Genomic DNA, 22,450 nt, shown 5'->3' with positions numbered 1-22,450 from the left:
GATTTTGCCCATTAAACTACCAGTACAGTGGTTGCTGGGCATCCCAGAAGATCCAGCGATACGATTCACATATTGAACTTGTGCTAATCTCATACGGACTTGGCTCTGTACTAGTCAAATCAAGTACATGTAGTATTCCATTGTATGTACCTACAAGTAATATTGTCTCGTCATCGTTTAATGCCATACCACTGATTGTCCCAGATACGAAGTAACGCCAAAGTTCATTCCCCTCCAAATCAATCATTCGTAAATAACCATATGCATCACCCATGATGTTGCCCCCTTGCACTGCAACACCGGCATATACACGCATATTATCATCTATTGAAAGGGGTTCTTCATTATTGTCCGGTTCAAGATCATGGAGTGAAATACCTAGCGTACTTCCATTGTAAAAATGACATGCATTGAACCAAACATGCTCTTCATTGGCACTGAACAAGCTGTAATGAGGATAACTCGACATCGGTTCAAACGAATGCTTAACATAATTTTCTAAATCTATCAACAAGTGCTCGCTGTCTTGACTTCCATAAGCCAGCCATCTGCCGCTTCGCGAAACAGCTCCATGTGGCATCGCTAAACTTGCTGTCAATTCATCATCTTGCCTTGCCCACTCTCGTATATTTTGAACTGTCGGGTACAATAAGATGGCATCTGTATTCTCAATCAAATAGATACCGTCATGCGACACCACCAACAACTTCGTGCCATCAGCGAATGGAATGACATCTGCGTTTCGATAGTTTTCTGGCTGAAAGGTCTCAACATCGGGGTATTTTTCGCGCAATTGGTCGATGATTGTCGCCCATTTGTATGTAGCCAGTAGCGTGCCATTCAACTCTCGATCAGGTTCTCGTACGATACGAACTCCTTGCTCATCCATCAAGGCAATGTCGCGCCCATCTGCAGAACAACTTGCCGCTTGTACATGCTTAATACGCTTTGCTTCCTGTTTATCCATCACATAGACAGTGCGTGATAAATCTTCATTTTGCGCTGCAACAAGTAATGCACCATCACGTAGAAACCCAATTGGATAAACAGCTCGCATCAGTTGGCTGTGCGTTTCCTGAAATGGCCATGAAGCAGCTGGAAACTGTTCACGGAGAGTTTCCAGTTCCTTTGTTCTATTCGCCTGTTTAATAATCTTATACACTTGTGAAGCAAATTGTCCACGTGAATCTTCAGACGGCTCCTCTCCTGGTGCCTCCCAGTTGCTTTCTATTCCTTTGCGCACGTAGGCATTAATTTCACTTGCATAACGTAACCCCTCATCTCGCCATTTCTGGGATAATTGTAAAGTATCATTTGTCATTGTTGTAGTCTCCTTGCTAATTATTTGACCTTATCATGTTTTACGGTTTCCTCATTATTCTGAAAGCATCTTAACCAAAGCTATCAATCCAGCAAATAACCATCACTTTAAAACCAGAGTTAGTTGCCCCAATGCTAAGGAGCAAAAGCTTTGAATGTGGAATATTTTCATATAGAAGATGCCCTTTGCCTGTCCGTTCCAGTATTTATTCACCACTGGGATACTTCCCGTAACGAAATTAAAACGAAAATCGATTTTTCTCGAATTATATTGGAAGCTGCAATGTCATAAAACAATCTCCTAGATTCAAGTTACATCCATTATAGAACAAACATTCCCTTTTAAGCTAGTCTAAAAATATAAAAGGAGATGTCTGAAAAACTCTTTTGAGACATCTCCTTCGCGACGAGGATAGTGACAATTTGCTGTTGATGCTTTGCTTTCGTGTAAAATAGCACAACAGCTGTCACAGATAATCTGTATAGGGATTGGCGATATGGAAATTACAAAAGCTTAATACTAGCGAATGAAAGCGAAATTTGACAACTTAATATGCTTGGGCAAACCAAACTGTATGCTTTGCCTCATTTCCGCAGCAAATACAAGTAGATTTCGTAGTTGGTGGATTAAACGGAATGTTACGGGAAGTATATTTTGTCTCTTCTTTCACTTTTTCCTCGCATGCATCATCTCCGCACCAGCCAGCAAGAATCCAGCCCGGAATCGATCCATTTTCCTTGGATGTGTTAATATGCTGCTGTAAATCCTTCAATGTATCGATAGTTGTATGGGCGTTTTCTTCACGGAATTTACGTGCTTTTTCAAATAAACGACTTTGCATCGTTGTTAGTTCTACCTCAATTGCTGAAACAATGTCATTTAGGTCAATGGATTGCTTATCCTCTTCATCTCGAGCTTTTAACAATGCTTGGTTTTTCTCTAAGTCACGTGGTCCTAATTCAATCCGAACTGGTACCCCTTTTAATTCCCACTCATTAAATTTGAAGCCTGGTGATTGATCGGAATCATCAAGACGTACTCGAACTCCCTTCTTCTTAAGAGCTGCGAAGATGTCATCTAGTTTCTCCATAATTAGAGGGTTCTTTTTCCATGGACCAACTGGTATTAAGACAACCTGGGTTGGTGCAATTCGCGGTGGTAAAATAAGCCCCTGTTCATCACCATGAACCATAATAACAGAACCAATTAAACGAGTAGAAGTCCCCCAGGATGTTGTGTGTACATATTCATGCTGGTTGGCTTTATTTAAATATTTAATATCAAAGGCTTCAGCAAACTTTGTCCCTAGATAGTGAGAGGTACCAGCTTGCACGGCTTTTCCGTTTTTCATCATTGCTTCAATTGAAAATGTATCAACTGCACCTGCAAAACGTTCTGAGGGTGTTTTTTGTCCATCGTAGACAGGAATGGCAAGTAAGCCCTCTACTACTTCTTTATAAATATTTAACATTTGCATAGTTTCTTTACGTGCATCTTCTTCATCAATATGTGCAGTATGGCCCTCCTGCCACAAAAATTCAGATGTTCGAATGAACGGAAGTGTTTTCTTTTCCCAGCGGAAAACATTTGCCCATTGATTGATTAAGACGGGTAAATCACGATAACTATTGATCCAATTCGAATATAAATGACCAATCATTGTTTCAGAGGTTGGACGAAGGGCTAAACGTTCTTCTAATTTTTCGCCTGCTGCCTCCGTTACCCAAGGAAGCTCAGGTGAGAAACCTTCGATATGGTCTTTTTCTTTTTGGAAGAACGATTCAGGAATTAGCATAGGAAAATAAGCGTTGCGGTGACCTGTTTCTTTAAAACGACGATCCATCTCTTCCTGAATACGTTCCCAAATTTCATAGCCATCTGGTTTAAATGCGATACAGCCACGAACGGGTGTATAATCCATTAAATCTGCCTTTTGTATTGTTTCAATGTACCATTTTGAAAAATCGTTTTGTTGTGTTGTCATGTTTTCTCCTCCGTTTCTGCAAGTTGAATAAAATAAAAAGCACAAAGCTGTCCTCCAAATAAGGACGTCTTTGTGCCGGATAAACGTGGTACCACCTTGAATTTAGTTTTAAGAACATCTTAAAACTCTCTAAACGTTTTGTAACGAAAAACGACTCGGTTATGTTTGCATAACATCTCCGTGGTAGGTTTCAGATAAGAAGCGGTGATATAGCTCTCAGCAATTGCTATATTCTCTGTTTCACATTTCTTACTTGGCCACATCATCAATTTATATTTTATATAACTTTAGCAAAGCCGTTACCTAATTTCAATTATTTTTTGGGAAATATCAGAAAATTATCTTTATACTGTATGAAACGAATTACTTCAAATTAAGGGTTCACTTCAATTTATATAAGATTTTTCACCAATTGATTCTAGAACTACTCTCGTTTAATTGCAGTTATAGCCAAAAGGGATGGTTTGTAGTTTTCGTTTATAGTTGTTTTCAATTTCAATCGCTTCTAATGCTGTTATATCTTTTGGTAGCACTTTTAAAATTGTATATTGGAACTGTAAATTTGCTGTTGTGTTTTGCGCCAGTAACTGCTTAAACGCTTCATTGCCTCCATGGATGGTTGTAGCATAATCTGACCAACGCCCAAGTAAACCGCTTTTATTGTACGAGGATCCGATATATATTTTACCGTTAGAACGGTCTGTAATTGCGTAAATGGCATTGATTGCGCTTAAAGCAATGTGCCAATCTGCATATGCTTGAGAATTATCGATGATTTCTTTTAATTTCTGAAATGTTAAGAGGACGTTTTCGTAACCAGGAAAGACAAATTGACTCGTATTAACTAGTTGTGTAATGATTTTATCGTTTGTGGATTTTTGATACCATCTTACAGCTGCTTTGCCCCATTCAATATATAATTTATTTTCATATGTACGTAAAGGATCATTTGGAATATCGAATAGGGGATGCATGATTTGCCCTTTATAAGGCTCTAGTAAATAGGGCGAACAATTTGAGGAAATATTTGGTTTCTCACCATGTCTAACCTCATACGATGTTAAATATTTCGATGTCGTCCCTTCATCAGCGGAAAAAACAATGACGTGATCATAGTTATCGAAAAAATGAGGCGATTGGTTTTGCGTATATTCACGTAAAAATCCATCGCGGTACGCATAGATAAAACGCTCATTTTTTAGCGAATGTCGAATAAGTAATGTTTTATCCAAATTATAATGGCAACGCTTTAACAAATCAGATAAATAGAAATGGACCATTTTATAATCTCCTTAAATAAATTTACTGACTTCCTTTGCTAACTCGCGCTAAAGGATTATCACCGTTTAAACAAAATAAATCTGAATAATCTACTAATTAACAGGATACCAATGTTCAGGTGTTTTATCGAGCTTTTCGGTTCTCTTCTTTCTGGATTGAGTAGTTCAAACTCACTGACATAGCCATAACCATAAATGCTTAGAGGATCTTGTCCAACACTAAAGACAAGATCCTCTATATGAATTACATGGTACGATTTACGATCAGTTTAGTAAAGTCTTCTACCGATAATGGCTTACTGAAATAAAAGCCCTGAACGTACTCGCAGCCATGTTCACGTAACACGTTTAATTCTGCTTCTTCCTCGACGCCTTCAGCTACTACTTGGAGATTTAAGGCATGCGCGAGAGAAATCATAGCAGAAATCATGGCAATACCTGACTTTTCAGGCACAATATCACGGACGAATGCACGATCTATTTTTAAAACATCCACCGGGAATGTTTTCAAGTAATTTAGGGACGAATAACCCGTGCCAAAATCATCTAATGAAATCGTAATACCAAGCGCCCTTAATTGCTTAATTGTATTAATTAAGTCTTCTGTATAATCCAACATACTCATCTCGGTAATTTCAAATTCTAAGAAGTGCGGATCTATGTTTGTTTCTTTAATCACTTCATGGACCATTTCGACAAAGCCAGTTGTACTAATATGAATCGGAGAAATATTCACGGCAACACGTAAGTTTAAATTATGTAAATCGTTCCAAGTGCGTGCCTGTGCAGATGCTTTTCTTATCACCCATACCCCTATATCATTAATAAGACCACATTGCTCAGCAAACGGAATAAAGTGATCCGGTGGCATATAACCGAGTTCAGGATCATGCCAGCGAAGTAAAGCCTCCATGCCAATGATTGAATTCGTTTTTAAATCAATCTTTGGTTGATAATGTAATTCTAAAATATCATTTTTTAACGCTTGATGTAATTTTGTTTCAAGCAAAAGCCACTTATCATTGATTTCCTCCATATTTGAACGATATAAGCGATATTGGTTGCCACGGGAGGATTTCGCAGCATACATGGCGATATCTGCATTTTTCAATAACTCCTCAACAGAGTTTGCATGATCTGGGAAAATACTAATCCCAATACTAATACTTGCGTAAAATTCATACGTTTCAACGATAAAACTCTTATTAAAGACGCTAATTATTTCACCAGCCTTGTCCTCAATTCGGTCCACATCGTTCAGTATAAGAACAAATTCATCACTGTTGTGGCGGTAAATCGAATTGGATGTATAATCAACGTTACGTAAACGATTCGCCATTTCCACTAAGAACATATCCCCGATGATATGACCAAGTCCGTCGTTAATGTTTTTAAAACGATTTACATCAATGAAAAATAACGCAAACTTCTCACCTGTACGTCGAGATTGATGAAATTCATTTTCTAAACGTTGTTCTAACTTACGACGGTTTGGTAGCCCCGTTAATTCATCGTGATAAGCAATATGAGTAATCTTTTTTATATCCTTTTGTGCGGTAATATCGACCCTTATCGCAATATATTGATACGGTTTACCACTGTCATCAAGAAAAGGGAAAATTGTAGTCTTCACCCAGTAAAGACCGCCATCCTTCGCGCGATTACATATTTCGCCACTCCACATTTCACCTTTACCTATCGTTTTCCACATCTCTCTAAAGAAAGTTCTTGGATGAAAACCTGAATTAAGCAAACGGTGATCTTGCCCTAATAATTCTTCACGAGTATATTTAGATATTTTACAAAAATGATCATTAACAAATGTAATTTTCCCAGTTCGGTCTGTAATGGCTACAATGATTGAACTGTTCATTGCAGAAAAAATATCCTGTAATTCTTTTAGACTATAGTTAACTTGATTGATACTACTAGGCGTGATATTCATCATTTTCATTCTCCGTTCATTAGAAGGATGCGGTACTTTTGCTTTATATTAAAGCGGGGGTATAAAGTTATGGGATATCGCCCTTTATTATGTAATTATATTATAGTATTAGAAAAGCAGTTAATTCAACCCAAATATCAAAACGTTCAAAGCTATATTTGATGATTATTTATAGCACAGACTCATAAAACAAGGTCTTTTACCTTACTTAAAACGATTTTTGGTGTTTACTTTAATTACTTTAGTCTTTTTATATATTATGTTTATTCTATACATCTTCCTAGTGTATGAAATTTCTTTGAGTTTAAGATGCTTGCATTTATATAGATACCAAAAATACCTTACTGTCCTAACTAGGCAGTAAGGTATTTTATAAGCTAAGAGACTTCATATTCTATAGGACCTCCCAATGTTTTGGCGCGTTCATTGTAGGCATTTAGTTGCTCCTGAGATAAGTTTAAAATATAGTAGTGAAAATTTATAGGCTCTAATCCATGTTTCTCACATACTTGTCGATAAAAATCATAGCCTTCTCGATAATCTGTCATCTTCATAACTTCCTTTCGTTTTTTGTTATATAACAGACTTGTTATTTTTTAATAATATATAACAGTTTAATTGTTATGTCAATAAATTATCTGATTTTTCTTTCAAATAAACGAAAACCCAGTCCATATTCCTTAGTATGGCTGGGCTTTTCATAAAATATTCACGTCGGCGTCCGTAATAACCACATCCTTTAATGACAAACCTTTTAAATTCCTAATTGTTTGGCTTGCATATTATAAGCTGAAAGTTGTTGCTGTGATAATTGTAACAGATAATAGCGGAAAGAAATCGGCTCTAAACCATAGCGTTCACACATCTCACAATAAAACTCATAACCGTCACGATACTTTGTCATTAGAATTCCTCCTAGAACTAACTGTTTTATAACAGTTGTTTTTATTTTTAATTAATATATAACAGATAGTTTGTTTCGTCAAGCCTTATTAAAAAATAATTAGAGTACAGACAGTGGACGCAATTATGCCAGGGCATAATTGATAAGTTCTTCCAATAAAAAAAGCTGCTAGAAATAAGCAACTTTTTTATCTATATCCCTATCTTCTTTTCTATCTACGAATATCAATCCATAAACGATCCTTCGCATTCATGTCGTCAATAGTACCAGATCCACCGTAATGGAAAGCATCTAGGAAGATTGAATCCAGTTTATCCTCGTCTACAAAATAACCTAAGTTAATTTTCTTCGTTTGTCCGGGTAGGATGTTGTCAATATAATAAAAGGCTTTTCCCTTTCCGTGAGGAGCTAGATAATCAACCTCACCCGTCATAAGACTTTTTTCGTCAATTCCATTTTCTCTAGCATAGATCCATACATTATTTTTAAATTCAAGCACTTGTATGGTTGGATTCATACAGATTTCTTCTATTGACTGTTTCCCTATATTTTTTACTGTTGTTGTCAAGTAGACAAATTTAGGATTAACGAATTGTGACTCAACTAATTCGTAAACTGAATCTTTACCGTTTCCAACTTTATATACATCTCGTTTATACGGTAACAATTTCTTTTTCTGATCTAAAGCCTTATACTCGTTTAGACTTCCTAGGCTAAATTCATTAAAGTTCTCTTGTTTAAAATCATCAATTGAATCAAACACTTCAACTTTTTCTATAACAAATTCAAGGTTGTCTAATCTGCTTATTTGATCTATGGTTACTGGAACCTTTTCACCTACACTAAATAGTTGTTTACTGTCTTTTTTCAAAGGAATAATGCTAAATTCTGTTTGTTCAGTCTCTTCGCTATAGAGCGAATCATCTGCTATAAATGATGCCATTTCTTTTGTCGTGGGCTCAAGCGAAATGTTCTCCATGACCTTTATCATTAATTCTTCACTTACATCGTTTCCAATAGTACCTTCGACCATAATTCCTTCTTCTTCAAATAAAAGATAGACCTGTCTATCAAATGTTAAACTTTTGTTTCCAGTGTCTTTATTGACAATCACTGCTTTCTTACCATTTATCTCTATTTCTTCATAGCTTTTTGAGTACAGCGTTTGAAATTTGGAATCTTTGCCTACTCTCCAAAGATAGAATGAAAACCCACCCTTTGCGAAGTTATCTTTAAATGAATATTTCATAGAATCGTCTTCGATTTCGACCATGTTTTCTGGTAAATAGTTTACTTTTAATTTATACCATTTGTTATTACTTTTTGAGGTATTATTATTTGACACCGAGACATTTACTTCAAAATTTTGTTTTTGGACAATCATATCATAGACCTTCACTGCGCCAAAAGCTGTTGTTGGTATGCCAATCATTAAGCATGCAGCGGCAATTAAAATTCGATTCTTTTTACGTTTTTGCTGTGGCTGTTTACTTTTCATCTTAATTTCCTCCATAAACAATTTCTTTTTGTGCGTGTAGGTATCTGAAAATTTGTGTTGTTCATCTAGTTTATCAAAATCGTCTAAAGCGATTTTTTCAGCAAAGTCATACATATTTTTGGAGTTCTTTGAATTCGTCATTTTCTATACCTCCTATAATATTTTGTACTCGTTTTCGAGCGCGTTCAAATTGCTTACGGACATTGACTTCCGTGAGCCCCATTACCTCTGAAATTTCCTGATAAGATAAGTTATAGAAGACTTTGTACTTAAAAACCTGCCTGTAAGAGTCATTTAACTCTGTTAGCAATGTATCAATTTGAAGCTCAGACATTAAACGTTGTTCCCACTCTTCAATATTTTCATCTACTACTTCCGGCGACTCTCTTTGATATTCTTCCAAAAATAATTTATGTCGTTTATTTTTCCGGTAACTATCAATCGTTTTGTTTTTCGCAATTCTCAATATGTAGCGTTTAAGCTCTTTGGTGTTCAAACTGCAGATCTTTTCCAGATTCTGATAAAGAGAAATAAACGTCTCTTGAACTATATCTTCAGCCTGTTGAATATTATGTAAAATAGAATAGGCCATATAATAAACTTTTTGTTCATACAAATCGTATAGTTCTTCCATATTTTCATAATCCTGGTTTGTAACTTTCATGTAATTCCTCCTCTCACTCTATATAACGAATGGACACTATACTTTGTGACACTTTCCCCAACTATTAAAAAGCCAATCGTCAAAGGGATAGTAGATGATGAAATTATCAACAAAATGACACTGCTTTTAGTTAAGTCTTAATGACACAACAAAAGCCATTGTTTTGAAAAAGATTGATCAAAACAATGGCTTTTGTTCATTTCGAAAAGTAAATAGTACTTCAGGGAAGTAACTCTACTTTTACCTTTAGTTTTATATCCACAGGAGACTCTTCATCTTCTACAACGTAAGATATGACATAAGCTCCTTTGGGAAATCCTTTAAAAATTTTTTCAGAACTTTCGTTACTTTTTAAAACACCATTTACAACTTTTGTTTCTTTATCTACATTTCGGATTTTGTACATAAAGCTCTTAGTACCAGTGTTTGTTAATGATATTTTAAATGGAATATCTCCCTCATAAGTAAAATACGATTTACTTTCACCTATTGGAGCCGTTATCTCTTCATCAATTTCAATTGGGTGATTAGTTGCTATTGATTCATTGTCTTTCTCCATTTGAGTGCTATCCAAAACAACAGGTTCACTTTTTACAGCATCTGACGTTACATTTTTGGAGGCTACTTTTGTATTAGATGAAAATGTAGTACACCCTGTTAAGAGTATAATAGAGGTACATATAGTAGCTAACTTATAAATTTTCATAACTTCTCCTAACAAAAATAGTAAATAAATATAATTATAACATAAAATGCAAAAAAGAAGGAAAGGCTCTTTGTCCTTTCCTTCTTACTTTGAAGCTATATCTCGACATTTTTATGCTGATTGCAAGAAATTAGACTCTTCACCATAAATTTTTCAATACCCGGATGATCATTTTAGGGATAAATATTAAAATGTTCCAGATTATTTCTGATACGATTGAATTTTTAATCTCTATGAAAATTTTTTTAACATAATGTCGTGCTTTGAAAAATTTTTTCACATAATATCGTGCTTTGCTTTTTTTCATTCTTTGTATTCAGTCTCCAGTAAGTGCATTAGTGCTCAACTTTGATGAGTGTTTTGATTTCTTTTATTTGTTCAATATGTCGTTGTTCATGGATATAAACTAGTTCGACCCACTGATCAAGAGGTAAATCGCCAAAAACAGGATGTTTAACGGATTTTACAGCTAGAATGGATGGGTCATCGATTGTATCAAGGATAGTCGTTAATTTTTTTCTCGAATCGTCAAGCAACTCAATTATTTGCTGAACGGTAAAAAAGTCTTCTGCTGGTTCAACAATTTCGGGTGCTGGTACTTTCTTTGTTCGATCTGCGATAAGATGAATATTTTTACGTTCGGTTGGCTGACTATCTTCTTGTTTTAATCCCCATGTAATCGCTCTTACAAAAGTCGTCTCCGTTAAAGTTAAGTGATGGCAAACTTGGGCTATACTCCAGCTGTTTGCATCGGGCTTAGCATTGAATTGCGTGTCATTTAATAATTTAATCTCCTCTAGTAAGTTATTTCTTGTTTCGTAAAGATGATTGTTTATTAATGAATTCATATGGTTGTCTCCTCACCAAAAGATTTTGCTTCCTATTCTGTATATGTTCTATACACTATAAAGTATTCTAGTAGATGAATTAAATTCCCTTTATTATTTTGGAAAGCTTCCATCCATTAAGGCTCGGCAAACTTGTCGCCTTGGTACAGATAAACAATATGTCTGGAAATGACTGAAAGAAGCTAAAAATTATCTTGCCCGAACAATATTAAACGGATTATTTTCGAGTACATGTTGCAGCTCTTCATTTTCAATATGGGTATAGATTTGCGTTGTGGCAACACTTGAATGGCCAAGTATATGCTGAAGACTTCGAATATCTGCCCCTGATTTATACATCATTGTTGCGGATGTATGACGTAACTTATGTGGTGTCAACCGTTCTTTTTGAAGTCCGGATTGCTGATTAATTCGTTTAACGATTTTAGCAACGGTTTGTCTGGTAAAGCGGGTTCCCTTTTGAGAGACGAAAAGAGGCTCCTCTCCCTCCCCTTTATATAGTGATTTCCCACTATTTTCATAATCTTCTAGTGCCTGTATACAGCTATCGTTTAAATAAACGGTCCGTTCTTTATTTCCTTTACCAACAACCGTTAAGTAGCGTCCTTGTATAGACGACTTATTTAGCTGACAAAGCTCCGTCACACGAATGCCTAAATTTAAGAAAAACATCATCATACAATAATTTCTCGGTGAAGCATGATTTGGATGGATGCCATCGATAAATTGCGTCGCTTCTTCAATATTCATATAGATCGGTTTTTTTCGGCCTATTTTAGGTGTCTCTAATTCATCTGCCGGATTTTCCTCTAGTAGACGTCGTTTCCCTTTTAGATATTTAAAAAATGATTTTAGCGTTGCTACTTTACGTGCTCTCGCAGATGCTGAATTCCCTCGCTGCACCTCACAATATTCCATAAATAAATACAGATCCTCTAATGTCATTTCACGAATTTCTTCTATTGTAATAGTAGAAATATCTATTTTCGTTAAATCTGAACTATCATGATTATTTTGAATGGCTATGTAAAATCGGAAAAATAATGTCAAATCATATTCGTATTCTTTTCTAGTGCGTTGAGACTTCCCTTTGATCGTCGTTAAGTAGACAAGGAAATCTCGCATTATTTTTGGTAGCTTCGGCTTTTCCATAAAATCACCTCTATTTGCTCTATTTTACCACGAAAAAACGTTCCCAAATATAAATTTGGGAACGTTTTAATAAAAATATTAATATTTTTCATAGATTAGAACTAATGTTCTGTATGAAGACGAAAAAAAGATGATTCTCTTTTAGACAGAAAATCACCTTTTTTAAATGTTATTTCGAAAGTTTTACTTTTTAAGCATAAATCGGAATAAAAATGAATATATCAATTATGCTGCGGTATAATTGCGTCTGGAATAGGCTTTGAGCATACAAAAGTACTCCTTTTGATTCCATGACATTCGCCGGAGGCTTCAACTTCTTTCTGCGGGTGGAACTGGATGAAGTTGAAGCTAATAAATCGAATGCTCTGAGACGATTTGAAAAATGGAAAGATGGGTAACTATACGTGTCGATTCTTCTCACAACACGCATGGGATTTTATGGTTTTTGTCAATTCCTATGCATTTTTTCTGTAGTGATTGCTAAAATTGCGGCGAAATTTGTTTACTTAACAAAAATACTGTATGTCCCATCTACTTGTTTTGCTAAAGACCAATTTGTTGATAGCATATGTTGAAGCTTCTCGATAGTTTCCTCATGACAAGTTAAATGTTGGATGCCTGTTTCTAATAATTGATAATCTTTACCCTCTTCTAATTGGAAACGAATATACAGTAAACGCTGAATGCCTGGCAAAGTTACATATTTGATACGGTAGTTACCATGTAAAGCGTCTAAGAAAGATTGTTCCCCTTCTTGATAAAGTGCCATTGTTTCGGAAAATTCATAGTTTGGCACTTTTTCCTGCCAAGCTGAAACATTCCCTGTTCGCAATATGCGCACGATCTCCTCATCAGTAAAGTCTAATTTCGAAAGCTTGTCTAGCTCATAAGCTTGCATTAAATTAATGATTGTCATTTTATTAACTCCTTTTATGTATTTTTCTTTATTCTCTTAAAGTGATGAAATGAATGCGGATATATTCCCTTTTCAATTGGTACTCAATCACTACAATTACGTCAAGGCGTAATTGATTCATCTTTAGTGTAACACGTTTTCTCTACTACTTAAATTCGGAGGGCGATCCATATGATGAAGTTCTATGAATCTGGTTTGTATTTTGATGAAATGTTTGATGGCATTCAACCGAAGCCTCATTATCAATCTTTTCATCATAAACTCAATGCTTTTACAAAGGAGCAATTAGAGGAAAAATATCAGTATGCACAATCTAGATTCCTTAAACAAGGCATTACATTTACCGTTTATGGAGCACAAGGTGGAACAGAGCGGACAATGCCCTTTGACTTTATACCAATTATTATTCCGCATGAACATTGGGAAGAAATTGAAGCTGGTATGAAGCAACGTGTCAAAGCCTTGAATTGTTTTTTACATGATATTTATCATGAACAGACTATTATTGAAGATGGGCTAATTCCAAAACAACTCATTGAAAACAACCCGTATTATTATAAAGAAATGCTTGGTGTCAAAGTACCTATCGATAACCATATATTTTTAGCTGGTATCGATTTAATTCGAGATGAAAATGGCGTTTACTATGTGCTAGAAGATAATTTGCGCAATCCTTCAGGTATATCCTATGTTTTTCAAAATCGATCAGTGATGAAGGAAGTGTATCCTGAATTTTTCTCTAAACATACAATCCAATCACTCGACAAGCAAATGGCCTTTATGAAGAAGGCACTTCTTGCTCATCGGCCACCTTGTATGGAGGCAAATAGAGAACCTAAAGCGGTACTTTTAACAGCGGGTATGTATAATTCGGCCTATTACGATCATGTTTTTTTAGCACAGCAGCTCAATATTCAGCTTGTCGAAGGGCATGATTTAGTTGTTCGAGACAATAAGGTATACATGAAGACTATTTACGGTCTTGCACAAATTGATATTATTTATCGCAGAATAGATGATGATTTTTTAGATCCTGCTGTTTTTCGTGAGGATTCTTTACTTGGAGTTCCCCATATTATGGATGCATATAAAGCTGGAAATATTGCGATTTTGAATGCTGTTGGAAACGGTGTTGCTGATGATAAAGCGATGTATGCCTATGTACCGGAAATGATTCGTTACTATTTGAAAGAGGAGCCTATTTTACAAAATGTAAAGACCTACCATTTAGCGAATGATAAACAGAGAGCTTGGGTCCTTGAGCATTTAAGCGAGCTTGTCATAAAAAATGTTAGTGCCTCTGGTGGCTACGATATGCTCATTGGTCCGCATGCGAGTAATGAAGAAATTTCTATTTTCAAAGAAAAAATTATGGAAAATCCGTATCAATACATTGCACAACCAACCATTAATCTGTCTAGAGCACCGGCTTTCCAGGATGGTCGATTCTATCCTTGTCATGTCGATTTACGTGTTTATGTCATGAAGGGTGAGGATATATATGTACTTCCTGGTGGATTATCGCGGGTAGCGTTAAAAGAAGGATCTTTAGTAGTGAATTCTTCGCAAGGAGGAGGAGCAAAAGATACATGGATATTAAAGGAGGAATTGCAGTATGCTAAGTCGAGTAGCCGATGCACTATACTGGATGGCACGATATAGTGAACGATCACAAATGAATGCACATATATTACAAGTACAGCTGTTGAATATGTTGGAGCAATCTGGCAAAGAAAATGAATACATCGATCATTGGGAAGCGGTGTTGAATATTTGTGCTTCTAAGGAAGAATATTTGACATATTATGAGTCGATTCGTGTAAATCCACTTATCGAATATTTACTCTTCTCTAAAAATAATTGTAACGCCCTCCATGCTACTTTATGTGCGGTCAGAGAAAATGCGCGTGTCACTCGAGATAGCCTCCCGATTGAACTTTGGGAATTGCAAAACGCCTTTTATTTATCATTACAACAAGAACTATTGGAACGCGAAAGACCCATTCCACTTATCGCTCTAAACTCTTTTTTACAAAATGTTCGCAAGACTTCTTTGACGATTACGGGGCTTATCGAAGGATCGATGGATCGAGCTTTACCCTTTTATTTCATGCAAGTTGGCAAATGGATTGAACGTACAGAAAAGACGATCCGTATGGCTTTAATTATTCTGGAGCAACATAAAGAAATAGCCTTATCCTTAGTAGAAGCGGACGGCTCTTTTTTACTCGATTTATCGGAGGCGACGGAGTCTTATTTGCGCAAACATCGCCAAACCAATTTACTGTATGTACTTCAATATTTATTGCAGGATAAACATTTTCCTCGTTCAGTGATGTTTTGCTTGCAAAAATTGGAGGAAGCCTTTATTTGTTTAGAAAACGATCCTCTTTCAGCAAGATTTTTAGAACTTCATGCCCCATTAAAGAGTTTATTATTTGCCATGATGAATGTAGATTTATGGAATACTACTTTAGAAGAAACTATTTTGATATTGGAGGAAAGATTGTGTCAATGTATTGATTTTGGCAATACGTTTTCAACAATTTATCATTTATATGAACCCAGCGTACAACCTTGAAAGGAATCAACCACAGCTCCCTTTCAACAGGCAAGTCAGTAATCCAAAGGAAGCGGACACGATGAAATTTGAAATTCAACATACTAATATTTTTCAATATGAGTCTGAAGTCGATCAAAGCTTAAATACAATCCGCTTAAAGCCAAGGAGTGATGAGCGTCAGCGCTTATTATCCTATAGAATTGCCATTACACCTTCATCTTTAACGCGGGAGCATACAGATATTTGGGGCAATACGGTTGGCACATTTTATATACCTGAGCAGCATCAAGAACTAGAAATTCAAACGACCTCTATTGTCAGTATTCAACGTGCACCTTTCATTCATAGGATTCAATATTCACCAGAGATGCAGACAATTTTTCATTCGAAACTGTTTTATGAGCATTATTTACCGTATTTAAAGTTTACCCATTTTACGTATATGACTGACAATCAGTTAGAGGAAGTTTATCATACAATTGGTCATGCTGAAAATCCTGTGCTATTTTCGTTGAATTTAATGCAATATTTATACTCGACTTTTGAATACGTACCTGGTGCAACCGATGTCACGACAACTGCAAGTGAAGCGTTTACCCTTAAACGTGGGGTTTGTCAGGATTTTACACATGTCATGCTTGCGGTGCTAAGAGCTAAAGGAATTCCAGCACGCTATGTTAGCGGTTATTTATACGTCGATGAAAACTCTGCCTTGGTCGGTGATATTGCAACTCACGCTTGGGTAGAAGTCATGATTCCAGGGATTGGCTGGATTGGTCTAGATCCAACTAATAACGTAGAAGTTTTAGAAAATCACATTATTTTATGCATCGGCCGTGATTATACCGATATAAGCCCTGTTGAAGGTGTTTATTCGGGTGGCAAACATGATTTAACAGTTAAAGTGAGCGTAAAAGCATTGAATCATTTGTAATAAAACATGCAATAGTTTACATTAAAACTCCTGATTTTTCTAGCTAAACAGAAGAATCAGGAGTTTATTTAGATCTATTGAGGTTAAAAAATTCATGACTGACTTCCATGGGAAATATGTCCTTTTTATTTATTGTGTTTAATGGTCCCTTTCATATATTCTGGTAGAACGAATGTCCCCTCCTTATATTCTTTTAGAGAAAACTTCATCGGTTTACTATTTCCCCCAACGCCAATTATGATGCTTAAATCATTTGAGGAATAGACAACTGTATGCAACGTACCAAAATACTCTTTATATTGTGTAAAAAATAGCGGGGAACTTTCATCATTAAAGTGATGATATGTAGACATGGGTGATAAACTTTCCGATAATAAGGAACTGACATAGTCCTTACGTTTGACCGATCCTTGTACTTCTTTTCTGTTTTTCTCTCTCAAACGTTCCGACTCAAAGTGATTGGTACAAATAAGAGGATGAGTGAAATTGATAATCTGTTGTTGTGGAGAAGCTTCTACAATGACACTTGAGCCACTTTGGTCCGTAATAGAGTAATTGTAGCAATAACCATGAGGTATATTGGTGATGAAATTTAATGCCTCTTCCATATTTGCACATTGTTCTAAAAGCATTCTAACAATAGTCGTTGCCATAAATCCCTCTTCCCTGTATTCGTTATTCACAAAATGTAACCCTACAATGAGCCCCTTTTCATTCATTCCATCAAGTCTTCCAAAAATTTGCTGACTAAAGCCTACGCTAGCATAGCCATCCGTAGGATTTGTCCAGACAAGCCTTGCATCGTACATTTCCGGACTAAAATCATAATTGCGTACGTAATAGCCATCATTTACCAATGTAGTACACCCCATTTGCGGAAATGCTACATCATATCCACTAAAAAGCTTAACCGTATGATCTATTTCCATATCTAATCCTTCTGCCAAGCCGATTAGTTCTTGAAAAAGATTTGGTGAAACACTTTTTAATAGTTCCTTCGCCTTTTGTACATTTGAGTTAACATTCAATTTCCCTAGCTGTTCCAATTGTTTTAAAATCGGTAATGACCTTACTTCGCTACCTTGCTCCAAGCCGAATTGATAATAATTTCCGCTCAATTCTACTAATCTTACAACTAACTCTTCATCATTTTTATCCATTTTTATTTCCTCCTCTCGATAAATCAAAGGTACATCTTAAAGTTACTTGAAGGTCAAGAGGTAAACTAAAAATAATAAGCCTGCTATACAATAATCTATGTATGCATTCAAAAAAACCAAGCATTCAAAGTCTTTTCACTTTGAATGCTTGGTTACTTTTTTCGCTCAATTCTGCAGCATTGCACTAATTAGTGCTGTTGATGCTCGATATGGCTATTATGTTAAATTATTCATCACGATCAAGTGATTCTTTTACAAATGTAGGAAGGGCGAATGCACCAACGTGTAATTCTGTATTGTAATATTTCGTTTTTAGACCAAAATTGTCCCAAGCTTCTACTTGAATATCTTTAACTGGATGCAATGCTTTTGAAGCAAATCCGAATAGCCAGTGTCCCGATGGATATGTTGGCATATGGAATTGATATACGCTTGCGATTGGGAAAATGCCTTTAATTTTTTTATGTGCTTTCCGCATGTTTTCGGCATACTCTGCAAAGTATGGTGATTCGTGTTGGTTAATTAGAATTCCTTTTTCATTTAATACACGGTAACATTCTTTATAGAAAGCTGTAGTAAATAAACCTTCACCAACTGAGATTGGATCAGTAGAATCTACTAATATTAAATCGAATGATTGATCAGCTGCATTTTGAACGTAAGCTAAGCCATCATCGAAAATCATTTCCATACGCGGATCTTCTTCAACACCAGCAGCTGTAATTGGAAGGTGTTTTTGGCTTAAACGAAATACTAACTCATCGATTTCAACCATTACTACTTTTTCTACTGATTTGTAACGTAGTACTTCACGAGCAGTACCGCCATCACCACCACCGATAATTAATACTTTTTTGATAGCTGGGTTAGTAGCGAATGCTGGGTGGGTAATCATATCGTGATAAACGAACTCATCTTTTTCATTGACCATCATCAATCCGTCTAAGGTGAAGAAAGTACCAAACTCTTCACTTTTATAAAAATCGATTTTTTGGAACGGAGATTGTTCACTATGAATTTCTTCGTTGTATCCGATTGAAAATTTACAGTGATTGCTCCATTGTTCTGTATACCATTTCATTAAATCACGTCCTCTAATACTTCTTGTTTCACTAGAATTGTATCAATCTGTTGATCTGCAAATTGGCGAATCTTATCTGCCATGCCACGTGGTACTTCAAATGATTCAGTCTTTTTCGCTTGCAGTTTTTGTTCTAAATATTCTGCCGCTTTCCAAGGACTTACTGAGTCGCCACAAGTGTAAACATCTACAGAAGCAAATCCGTATTCTGGCCAAGTATGAATCGTTAAATGTGATTCAGCAATAATGACTGCACCCGAAACACCATATGGGTTGAAATGATGGAAGCAAGATTCTACAATTGTCGCCCCAGAATAGTCTGCTGCTTCATTCATAAACTGCTCGATTAAAGCGTTTTGCTCAATAATTTCACTTGGGCAACCATAAAATTCGATTAATACGTGTCTTCCTAATGTTGATAATTCAATGCTCATTTATCTATCTCCCTTACGACTGTAATATAATTTTCTTCTTTATTGTCAATCAAAACATTCCCAAAATTAAGAAAATAGAAGTTATATAGTTCTACTACTTCCTCTGAAATAACCTCTCCAGGGATCACTAGTGGAATTCCTGGTGGATAAATCATTAATGAATCTGCACTAATTCGACCTACCGCATCAAAAATTAAAATTGTTTCTGTTTCTGCGTTACACGCCTGTTGCGGTGTCATTGCTAATGTATTTATTTGATTCGCTGTCACATAAGCTGACTGAATCGGATCTTTTTTTGCGTGATAAAGTTCTATATCTTTTAACGCATATACTAGTTTACCGATTGTTTCACTCGTATCTACATGACTAATGACTGCCATAATGACATATCCTTCAGCAAGTTCTACTTGAATCCCGTACTGTTGTTTCAATATTGTGTAAACTTCGAAACCAGTTAAACCGAGATCGTTCACACGAATAACAAGTTTCGTCCAATCATAGGATTGATTGAATTTTTTTTGTACGTATTCAGCTACTAGTACTTCATAGCGTGAATTATTTTCAATTTCTTTAATTGCTGCATCAACAATTGACTTTAAATTACTATAACGTTGCTGACCATTCATCGCTAAATCCCTGCGTGCTACATCTAAAGAACTCATTAATAAATAATTTGCACTCGTCGTTTGCAGCATATTTAATACCTTTTGCATATGCTTCGAATCGATTCGTTTTTCTTGTAGTAACAGAAGAGAACTTTGCGTTAATGAACCCCCAGTTTTATGCATACTCAACGTTACTGCATCTGCACCAGCACGAATCGCATCTTCTGCATCAGGTAAAAATGTTAAGTGCGCACCGTGTGCACTATCAACAATAACGGTTACATTTTGTTCATGTGCGAGTTTACAAATTTCTTGTAGTTGATTCATCGAACCAAAATAGGTTGGATACGTTACAAGTAAAGCTTTCGCTTGTGGATTTTCTGCCAGCGCTGATTTTACATTGTCAACTGAAATTCCATGGGCAATTCCAAAATGTTGATCAACTTCAGGTTGAATAAATACTGGTCTTGCTCCACTTAATATAATGCCGTTCATGACTGATTTATGGCAGTTACGAGGTACAATCAATGTATCCCCTTGTTTACATGTTGCTAAAATCATTGCCAGAATACCCACAGTAGTTCCATTTACTAAAAAGTAAGCATGGTCTACATTAAATGCTTGTGCAGCTAATTGCTGAGCTTCTTTAATAACCGATTCCGGATGACTTAATAAATCAAGCTCCTTCATTGAATTTACGTCCATTCTTAATGTCATTTCTCCAAGCGTCCATTTTAAAGGGTTTTCTTGTAGCCCCATTTTATGTCCTGGTACATCAAACGGCGTAACTTCTTGTTTGGCATAATTGACCAAAGCTTCAAATAATGGCATGCGGTCTTGAGTGACTAAAAATTCCTCTGTAGCCACTCGATCTTGCACGCACTGCATTATTGTCCAATAGCAACTGCTAAGAGTTGCTGTAATTCCGAAATTTTGTCTGTTTTTTCCCAAGTTACGTCTACATCATTACGACCAAAGTGACCATAAGCTGCAACTTGTTGATATTGTGGTTTACGTAGATTTAACATGTTAATGATGCCCGTTGGCGTTAAGTCGAATAATTGACGAATCGCTAGTAGAATTTCTTCTTTCGCTACTTTTTCTGTACCAAATGTTTCTAAAGCGATACTAATTGGTTCACTCACACCAATTGCATAGGATAATTGGATTTCACATTTATCTGCCAAGCCTGCTGCAACAATATTTTTAGCAACATATCGCGCTGCGTAAGCCGCTGAACGGTCAACTTTTGTACAGTCTTTACCAGAGAATGCGCCACCACCATGGCGAGCTGCCCCACCATAAGTATCAACAATAATCTTACGTCCTGTTAAACCTGCATCTCCGTGTGGTCCGCCTACTACGAAACGACCAGTAGGATTAATTAAAATGCGGAAGTCTTCATTCATACCAAATTGCTTTGCAACAGCTTTAATTACGTTTTCAGTAACGTAATCAATGAATGCTACTCGGTCAAAATCATCATCATGTTGTATTGACATTAAAACAGTATCAATTTTAGGTTGCATACTATTTGTATAGTCAATGGTTACTTGTGATTTCATATCTGGGCGAGCCCATTTGAATTGACCATTTTTACGTAGCTCAGTTGCACGTTTTACAAGCATATGCGCCATTTCAATAGCTAAAGGCATATAGTTCTCAGTTTCATTTGTCGCAAAACCGAACATAATACCTTGGTCACCTGCACCAACTTCTTTTGTATCGCTTGAAGAATCAACACCCATTGCGATATCAGGTGATTGCGTGTGTACTAAAACTTGTACATTGCAATTGTGACCATCAATACCGAACTGATCATCTGTGTAACCAATGCCGATTAGGGTATCACGGGCAATTTTTTCGATATCAAGTTCTGCTTTTGTTGTAATCTCTCCACCAACAATAACTGTGTTTGTAGTTGTGAATACTTCACATGCTACACGTGATAGAGGATCTTGCAATAATGCTGCGTCTAATACTGCATCTGAAATTTGGTCTGCAATTTTATCTGGATGTCCTTCCGATACAGACTCCGATGTGAATAATACTTTTTCTGACAATTTTCACTGCTCCTAACAAATTTATAGATTTTAGGGCATAAAAAAAAGCTCACCCAATTTTAAGGAAAGCTTCGAATACTATCAGCTGCTGTTCCTCTTATTGTTCACAAAAGTTCATTTTGTGCTCAGGTTCGGCCCACTGGATTTAATTCATGATGAACTAAATTGTTTGGCCACCGTATCTTCGACCCCTCGTCTCAACGGTTATTAATAAGAGCTATATTATTATGCTGAGACTCATATTAAGTCATAAACATTTGAGTGTCAATTTATTTTTTTATATTTTTTTATAATTAATCGCTATGAAGATTAATTCATTTACCCGTTTCAACACAAAAATATTAAGTGTAACTTTTTGCGGCGATCAATATCTGTCTCTTATACACATCTCC

At 36.0% G+C, this 22,450-nt stretch carries 20 protein-coding genes and 1 other annotated feature; of the genes, 3 read left to right on the top strand and 17 right to left on the bottom strand.

The annotated features are described in order from the left end of the window. Positions 1-16 precede the first annotated feature (16 nt). The 12 genes from MOK21_RS21200 to MOK21_RS21145 all read right to left on the bottom strand — a co-directional run bounded on the left by MOK21_RS21200 (position 17) and on the right by MOK21_RS21145 (position 13,218). Positions 17-1,321 carry a WD40 repeat domain-containing protein gene (locus MOK21_RS21200; protein ID WP_249075943.1) on the bottom strand — a complete coding sequence of 435 codons (1,305 nt, stop codon included), beginning with the start codon at positions 1,319-1,321 and terminating at the stop codon, positions 17-19. A 547-nt stretch (positions 1,322-1,868) separates the two neighbouring features. Then, positions 1,869-3,305, bottom strand: coding sequence for a proline--tRNA ligase (proS, locus tag MOK21_RS21195; RefSeq protein ID WP_249075942.1), 1,437 nt, complete (start codon positions 3,303-3,305; stop codon positions 1,869-1,871). 57 nt (positions 3,306-3,362) lie between these two features. After that, positions 3,363-3,580, bottom strand: a binding site (T-box leader). A 159-nt stretch (positions 3,581-3,739) separates the two neighbouring features. Beyond that, the gene (locus MOK21_RS21190) at positions 3,740-4,585 is read right to left on the bottom strand and encodes a GIY-YIG nuclease family protein (protein ID WP_249075941.1); all 846 of its coding nucleotides are present in this window, start codon (positions 4,583-4,585) and stop codon (positions 3,740-3,742) included. A 244-nt stretch (positions 4,586-4,829) separates the two neighbouring features. Continuing rightward, the gene (locus MOK21_RS21185) at positions 4,830-6,533 is read right to left on the bottom strand and encodes a putative bifunctional diguanylate cyclase/phosphodiesterase (RefSeq protein WP_249075940.1); all 1,704 of its coding nucleotides are present in this window, start codon (positions 6,531-6,533) and stop codon (positions 4,830-4,832) included. 374 nt (positions 6,534-6,907) lie between these two features. Beyond that, positions 6,908-7,078 carry a transcriptional regulator gene (locus MOK21_RS21180; protein WP_249075939.1) on the bottom strand — a complete coding sequence of 57 codons (171 nt, stop codon included), beginning with the start codon at positions 7,076-7,078 and terminating at the stop codon, positions 6,908-6,910. A 206-nt stretch (positions 7,079-7,284) separates the two neighbouring features. After that, positions 7,285-7,434, bottom strand: a complete 150-nt coding sequence (locus tag MOK21_RS21175; protein ID WP_249075938.1) for a transcriptional regulator — start codon at positions 7,432-7,434, stop codon at positions 7,285-7,287. A gap of 211 nt (positions 7,435-7,645) precedes the next feature. Further along, the gene (locus MOK21_RS21170; protein WP_249075937.1) at positions 7,646-9,073 is read right to left on the bottom strand and encodes a DUF4367 domain-containing protein; all 1,428 of its coding nucleotides are present in this window, start codon (positions 9,071-9,073) and stop codon (positions 7,646-7,648) included. Beyond that, a complete protein-coding gene (locus MOK21_RS21165; RefSeq protein ID WP_249075936.1) occupies positions 9,039-9,596 on the bottom strand; it encodes an RNA polymerase sigma factor in 558 nt (185 codons plus the stop codon). The genes MOK21_RS21170 and MOK21_RS21165 overlap by 35 nt, the downstream gene beginning before the upstream one ends. A 220-nt stretch (positions 9,597-9,816) precedes the next feature. Beyond that, a complete protein-coding gene (locus tag MOK21_RS21160; RefSeq protein WP_249075935.1) occupies positions 9,817-10,302 on the bottom strand; it encodes a hypothetical protein in 486 nt (161 codons plus the stop codon). Positions 10,303-10,637: 335 nt separating this feature from the next. Continuing rightward, positions 10,638-11,150 (bottom strand): DinB family protein, encoded by a 513-nt coding sequence (locus tag MOK21_RS21155; protein WP_249075934.1) that lies wholly within the window; start codon positions 11,148-11,150, stop codon positions 10,638-10,640. A gap of 189 nt (positions 11,151-11,339) precedes the next feature. Beyond that, positions 11,340-12,302 carry a tyrosine recombinase XerC gene (locus MOK21_RS21150; RefSeq protein ID WP_249075933.1) on the bottom strand — a complete coding sequence of 321 codons (963 nt, stop codon included), beginning with the start codon at positions 12,300-12,302 and terminating at the stop codon, positions 11,340-11,342. Between the two features lie 502 nt (positions 12,303-12,804). Beyond that, positions 12,805-13,218: a hypothetical protein gene (locus MOK21_RS21145; RefSeq protein WP_249075932.1), complete on the bottom strand. Its 414-nt coding sequence runs from the start codon at positions 13,216-13,218 to the stop codon at positions 12,805-12,807. Positions 13,219-13,389: 171 nt separating this feature from the next. On the opposite strand from MOK21_RS21145, the gene MOK21_RS21140 reads away from it, so the two are divergent. From MOK21_RS21140 to MOK21_RS21130, 3 genes are all read left to right on the top strand, one after another. After that, positions 13,390-14,880, top strand: coding sequence for a circularly permuted type 2 ATP-grasp protein (locus MOK21_RS21140; RefSeq protein WP_249075931.1), 1,491 nt, complete (start codon positions 13,390-13,392; stop codon positions 14,878-14,880). Beyond that, positions 14,834-15,799 (top strand): alpha-E domain-containing protein, encoded by a 966-nt coding sequence (locus tag MOK21_RS21135; protein ID WP_249075930.1) that lies wholly within the window; start codon positions 14,834-14,836, stop codon positions 15,797-15,799. Before MOK21_RS21140 ends, MOK21_RS21135 begins: the two co-directional genes overlap by 47 nt. A gap of 61 nt (positions 15,800-15,860) precedes the next feature. Then, positions 15,861-16,715: a transglutaminase family protein gene (locus tag MOK21_RS21130; protein WP_249075929.1), complete on the top strand. Its 855-nt coding sequence runs from the start codon at positions 15,861-15,863 to the stop codon at positions 16,713-16,715. Positions 16,716-16,840: 125 nt separating this feature from the next. On the opposite strand, the gene MOK21_RS21125 is transcribed toward MOK21_RS21130, so the two are convergent. The 5 genes from MOK21_RS21125 to metK all read right to left on the bottom strand — a co-directional run bounded on the left by MOK21_RS21125 (position 16,841) and on the right by metK (position 22,058). After that, a complete protein-coding gene (locus MOK21_RS21125) occupies positions 16,841-17,875 on the bottom strand; it encodes a C45 family autoproteolytic acyltransferase/hydrolase (RefSeq protein ID WP_249075928.1) in 1,035 nt (344 codons plus the stop codon). Positions 17,876-18,101: 226 nt separating this feature from the next. After that, positions 18,102-18,956 carry a polyamine aminopropyltransferase gene (gene speE, locus MOK21_RS21120; protein ID WP_249075927.1) on the bottom strand — a complete coding sequence of 285 codons (855 nt, stop codon included), beginning with the start codon at positions 18,954-18,956 and terminating at the stop codon, positions 18,102-18,104. Further along, complete coding sequence (gene speD, locus MOK21_RS21115; RefSeq protein WP_249075926.1) at positions 18,956-19,390, bottom strand: adenosylmethionine decarboxylase; 435 nt, start codon at positions 19,388-19,390, stop codon at positions 18,956-18,958. The genes speE and speD overlap by 1 nt, the downstream gene beginning before the upstream one ends. After that, on the bottom strand, positions 19,387-20,883 hold the full coding sequence (locus MOK21_RS21110; RefSeq protein WP_249075925.1) for an aminotransferase class I/II-fold pyridoxal phosphate-dependent enzyme: 1,497 nt from the start codon (positions 20,881-20,883) through the stop codon (positions 19,387-19,389). Before MOK21_RS21110 ends, speD begins: the two co-directional genes overlap by 4 nt. Beyond that, positions 20,883-22,058 (bottom strand): methionine adenosyltransferase, encoded by a 1,176-nt coding sequence (gene metK, locus MOK21_RS21105; RefSeq protein WP_249075924.1) that lies wholly within the window; start codon positions 22,056-22,058, stop codon positions 20,883-20,885. Before metK ends, MOK21_RS21110 begins: the two co-directional genes overlap by 1 nt. Between the last annotated feature and the right edge of the window lie 392 nt (positions 22,059-22,450).

The sequence above is a fragment of the Lysinibacillus sp. BPa_S21 genome, assembly GCF_023337795.1.
GTDB lineage: Bacteria > Bacillota > Bacilli > Bacillales_A > Planococcaceae > Lysinibacillus.
Note: the sequence above shows the minus strand (reverse complement) of the source record. Positions and strands in the feature narration are given on the sequence as shown.

Excerpts from the sequence above, each read along its gene's own strand:
- MOK21_RS21135 (WP_249075930.1), top strand. The coding sequence starts at position 14,834 with ATGCTAAGTCGAGTAGCCGATGCACTATACTGGATGGCACGATATAGT.
- MOK21_RS21160 (WP_249075935.1), bottom strand. The coding sequence starts at position 10,302 with ATGAAAATTTATAAGTTAGCTACTATATGTACCTCTATTATACTCTTA.
- MOK21_RS21175 (WP_249075938.1), bottom strand. The coding sequence starts at position 7,434 with ATGACAAAGTATCGTGACGGTTATGAGTTTTATTGTGAGATGTGTGAA.
- speD (WP_249075926.1), bottom strand. The coding sequence starts at position 19,390 with ATGAGCATTGAATTATCAACATTAGGAAGACACGTATTAATCGAATTT.
- MOK21_RS21145 (WP_249075932.1), bottom strand. The coding sequence starts at position 13,218 with ATGACAATCATTAATTTAATGCAAGCTTATGAGCTAGACAAGCTTTCG.
- MOK21_RS21110 (WP_249075925.1), bottom strand. The coding sequence starts at position 20,883 with ATGCAGTGCGTGCAAGATCGAGTGGCTACAGAGGAATTTTTAGTCACT.
- MOK21_RS21125 (WP_249075928.1), bottom strand. The coding sequence starts at position 17,875 with ATGGATAAAAATGATGAAGAGTTAGTTGTAAGATTAGTAGAATTGAGC.
- MOK21_RS21130 (WP_249075929.1), top strand. The coding sequence starts at position 15,861 with ATGAAATTTGAAATTCAACATACTAATATTTTTCAATATGAGTCTGAA.
- speE (WP_249075927.1), bottom strand. The coding sequence starts at position 18,956 with ATGAAATGGTATACAGAACAATGGAGCAATCACTGTAAATTTTCAATC.
- MOK21_RS21170 (WP_249075937.1), bottom strand. The coding sequence starts at position 9,073 with ATGACGAATTCAAAGAACTCCAAAAATATGTATGACTTTGCTGAAAAA.
- MOK21_RS21200 (WP_249075943.1), bottom strand. The coding sequence starts at position 1,321 with ATGACAAATGATACTTTACAATTATCCCAGAAATGGCGAGATGAGGGG.
- MOK21_RS21165 (WP_249075936.1), bottom strand. The coding sequence starts at position 9,596 with ATGAAAGTTACAAACCAGGATTATGAAAATATGGAAGAACTATACGAT.
- MOK21_RS21150 (WP_249075933.1), bottom strand. The coding sequence starts at position 12,302 with ATGGAAAAGCCGAAGCTACCAAAAATAATGCGAGATTTCCTTGTCTAC.
- MOK21_RS21140 (WP_249075931.1), top strand. The coding sequence starts at position 13,390 with ATGATGAAGTTCTATGAATCTGGTTTGTATTTTGATGAAATGTTTGAT.
- MOK21_RS21185 (WP_249075940.1), bottom strand. The coding sequence starts at position 6,533 with ATGATGAATATCACGCCTAGTAGTATCAATCAAGTTAACTATAGTCTA.
- MOK21_RS21155 (WP_249075934.1), bottom strand. The coding sequence starts at position 11,150 with ATGAATTCATTAATAAACAATCATCTTTACGAAACAAGAAATAACTTA.
- MOK21_RS21190 (WP_249075941.1), bottom strand. The coding sequence starts at position 4,585 with ATGGTCCATTTCTATTTATCTGATTTGTTAAAGCGTTGCCATTATAAT.
- proS (WP_249075942.1), bottom strand. The coding sequence starts at position 3,305 with ATGACAACACAACAAAACGATTTTTCAAAATGGTACATTGAAACAATA.
- MOK21_RS21180 (WP_249075939.1), bottom strand. The coding sequence starts at position 7,078 with ATGACAGATTATCGAGAAGGCTATGATTTTTATCGACAAGTATGTGAG.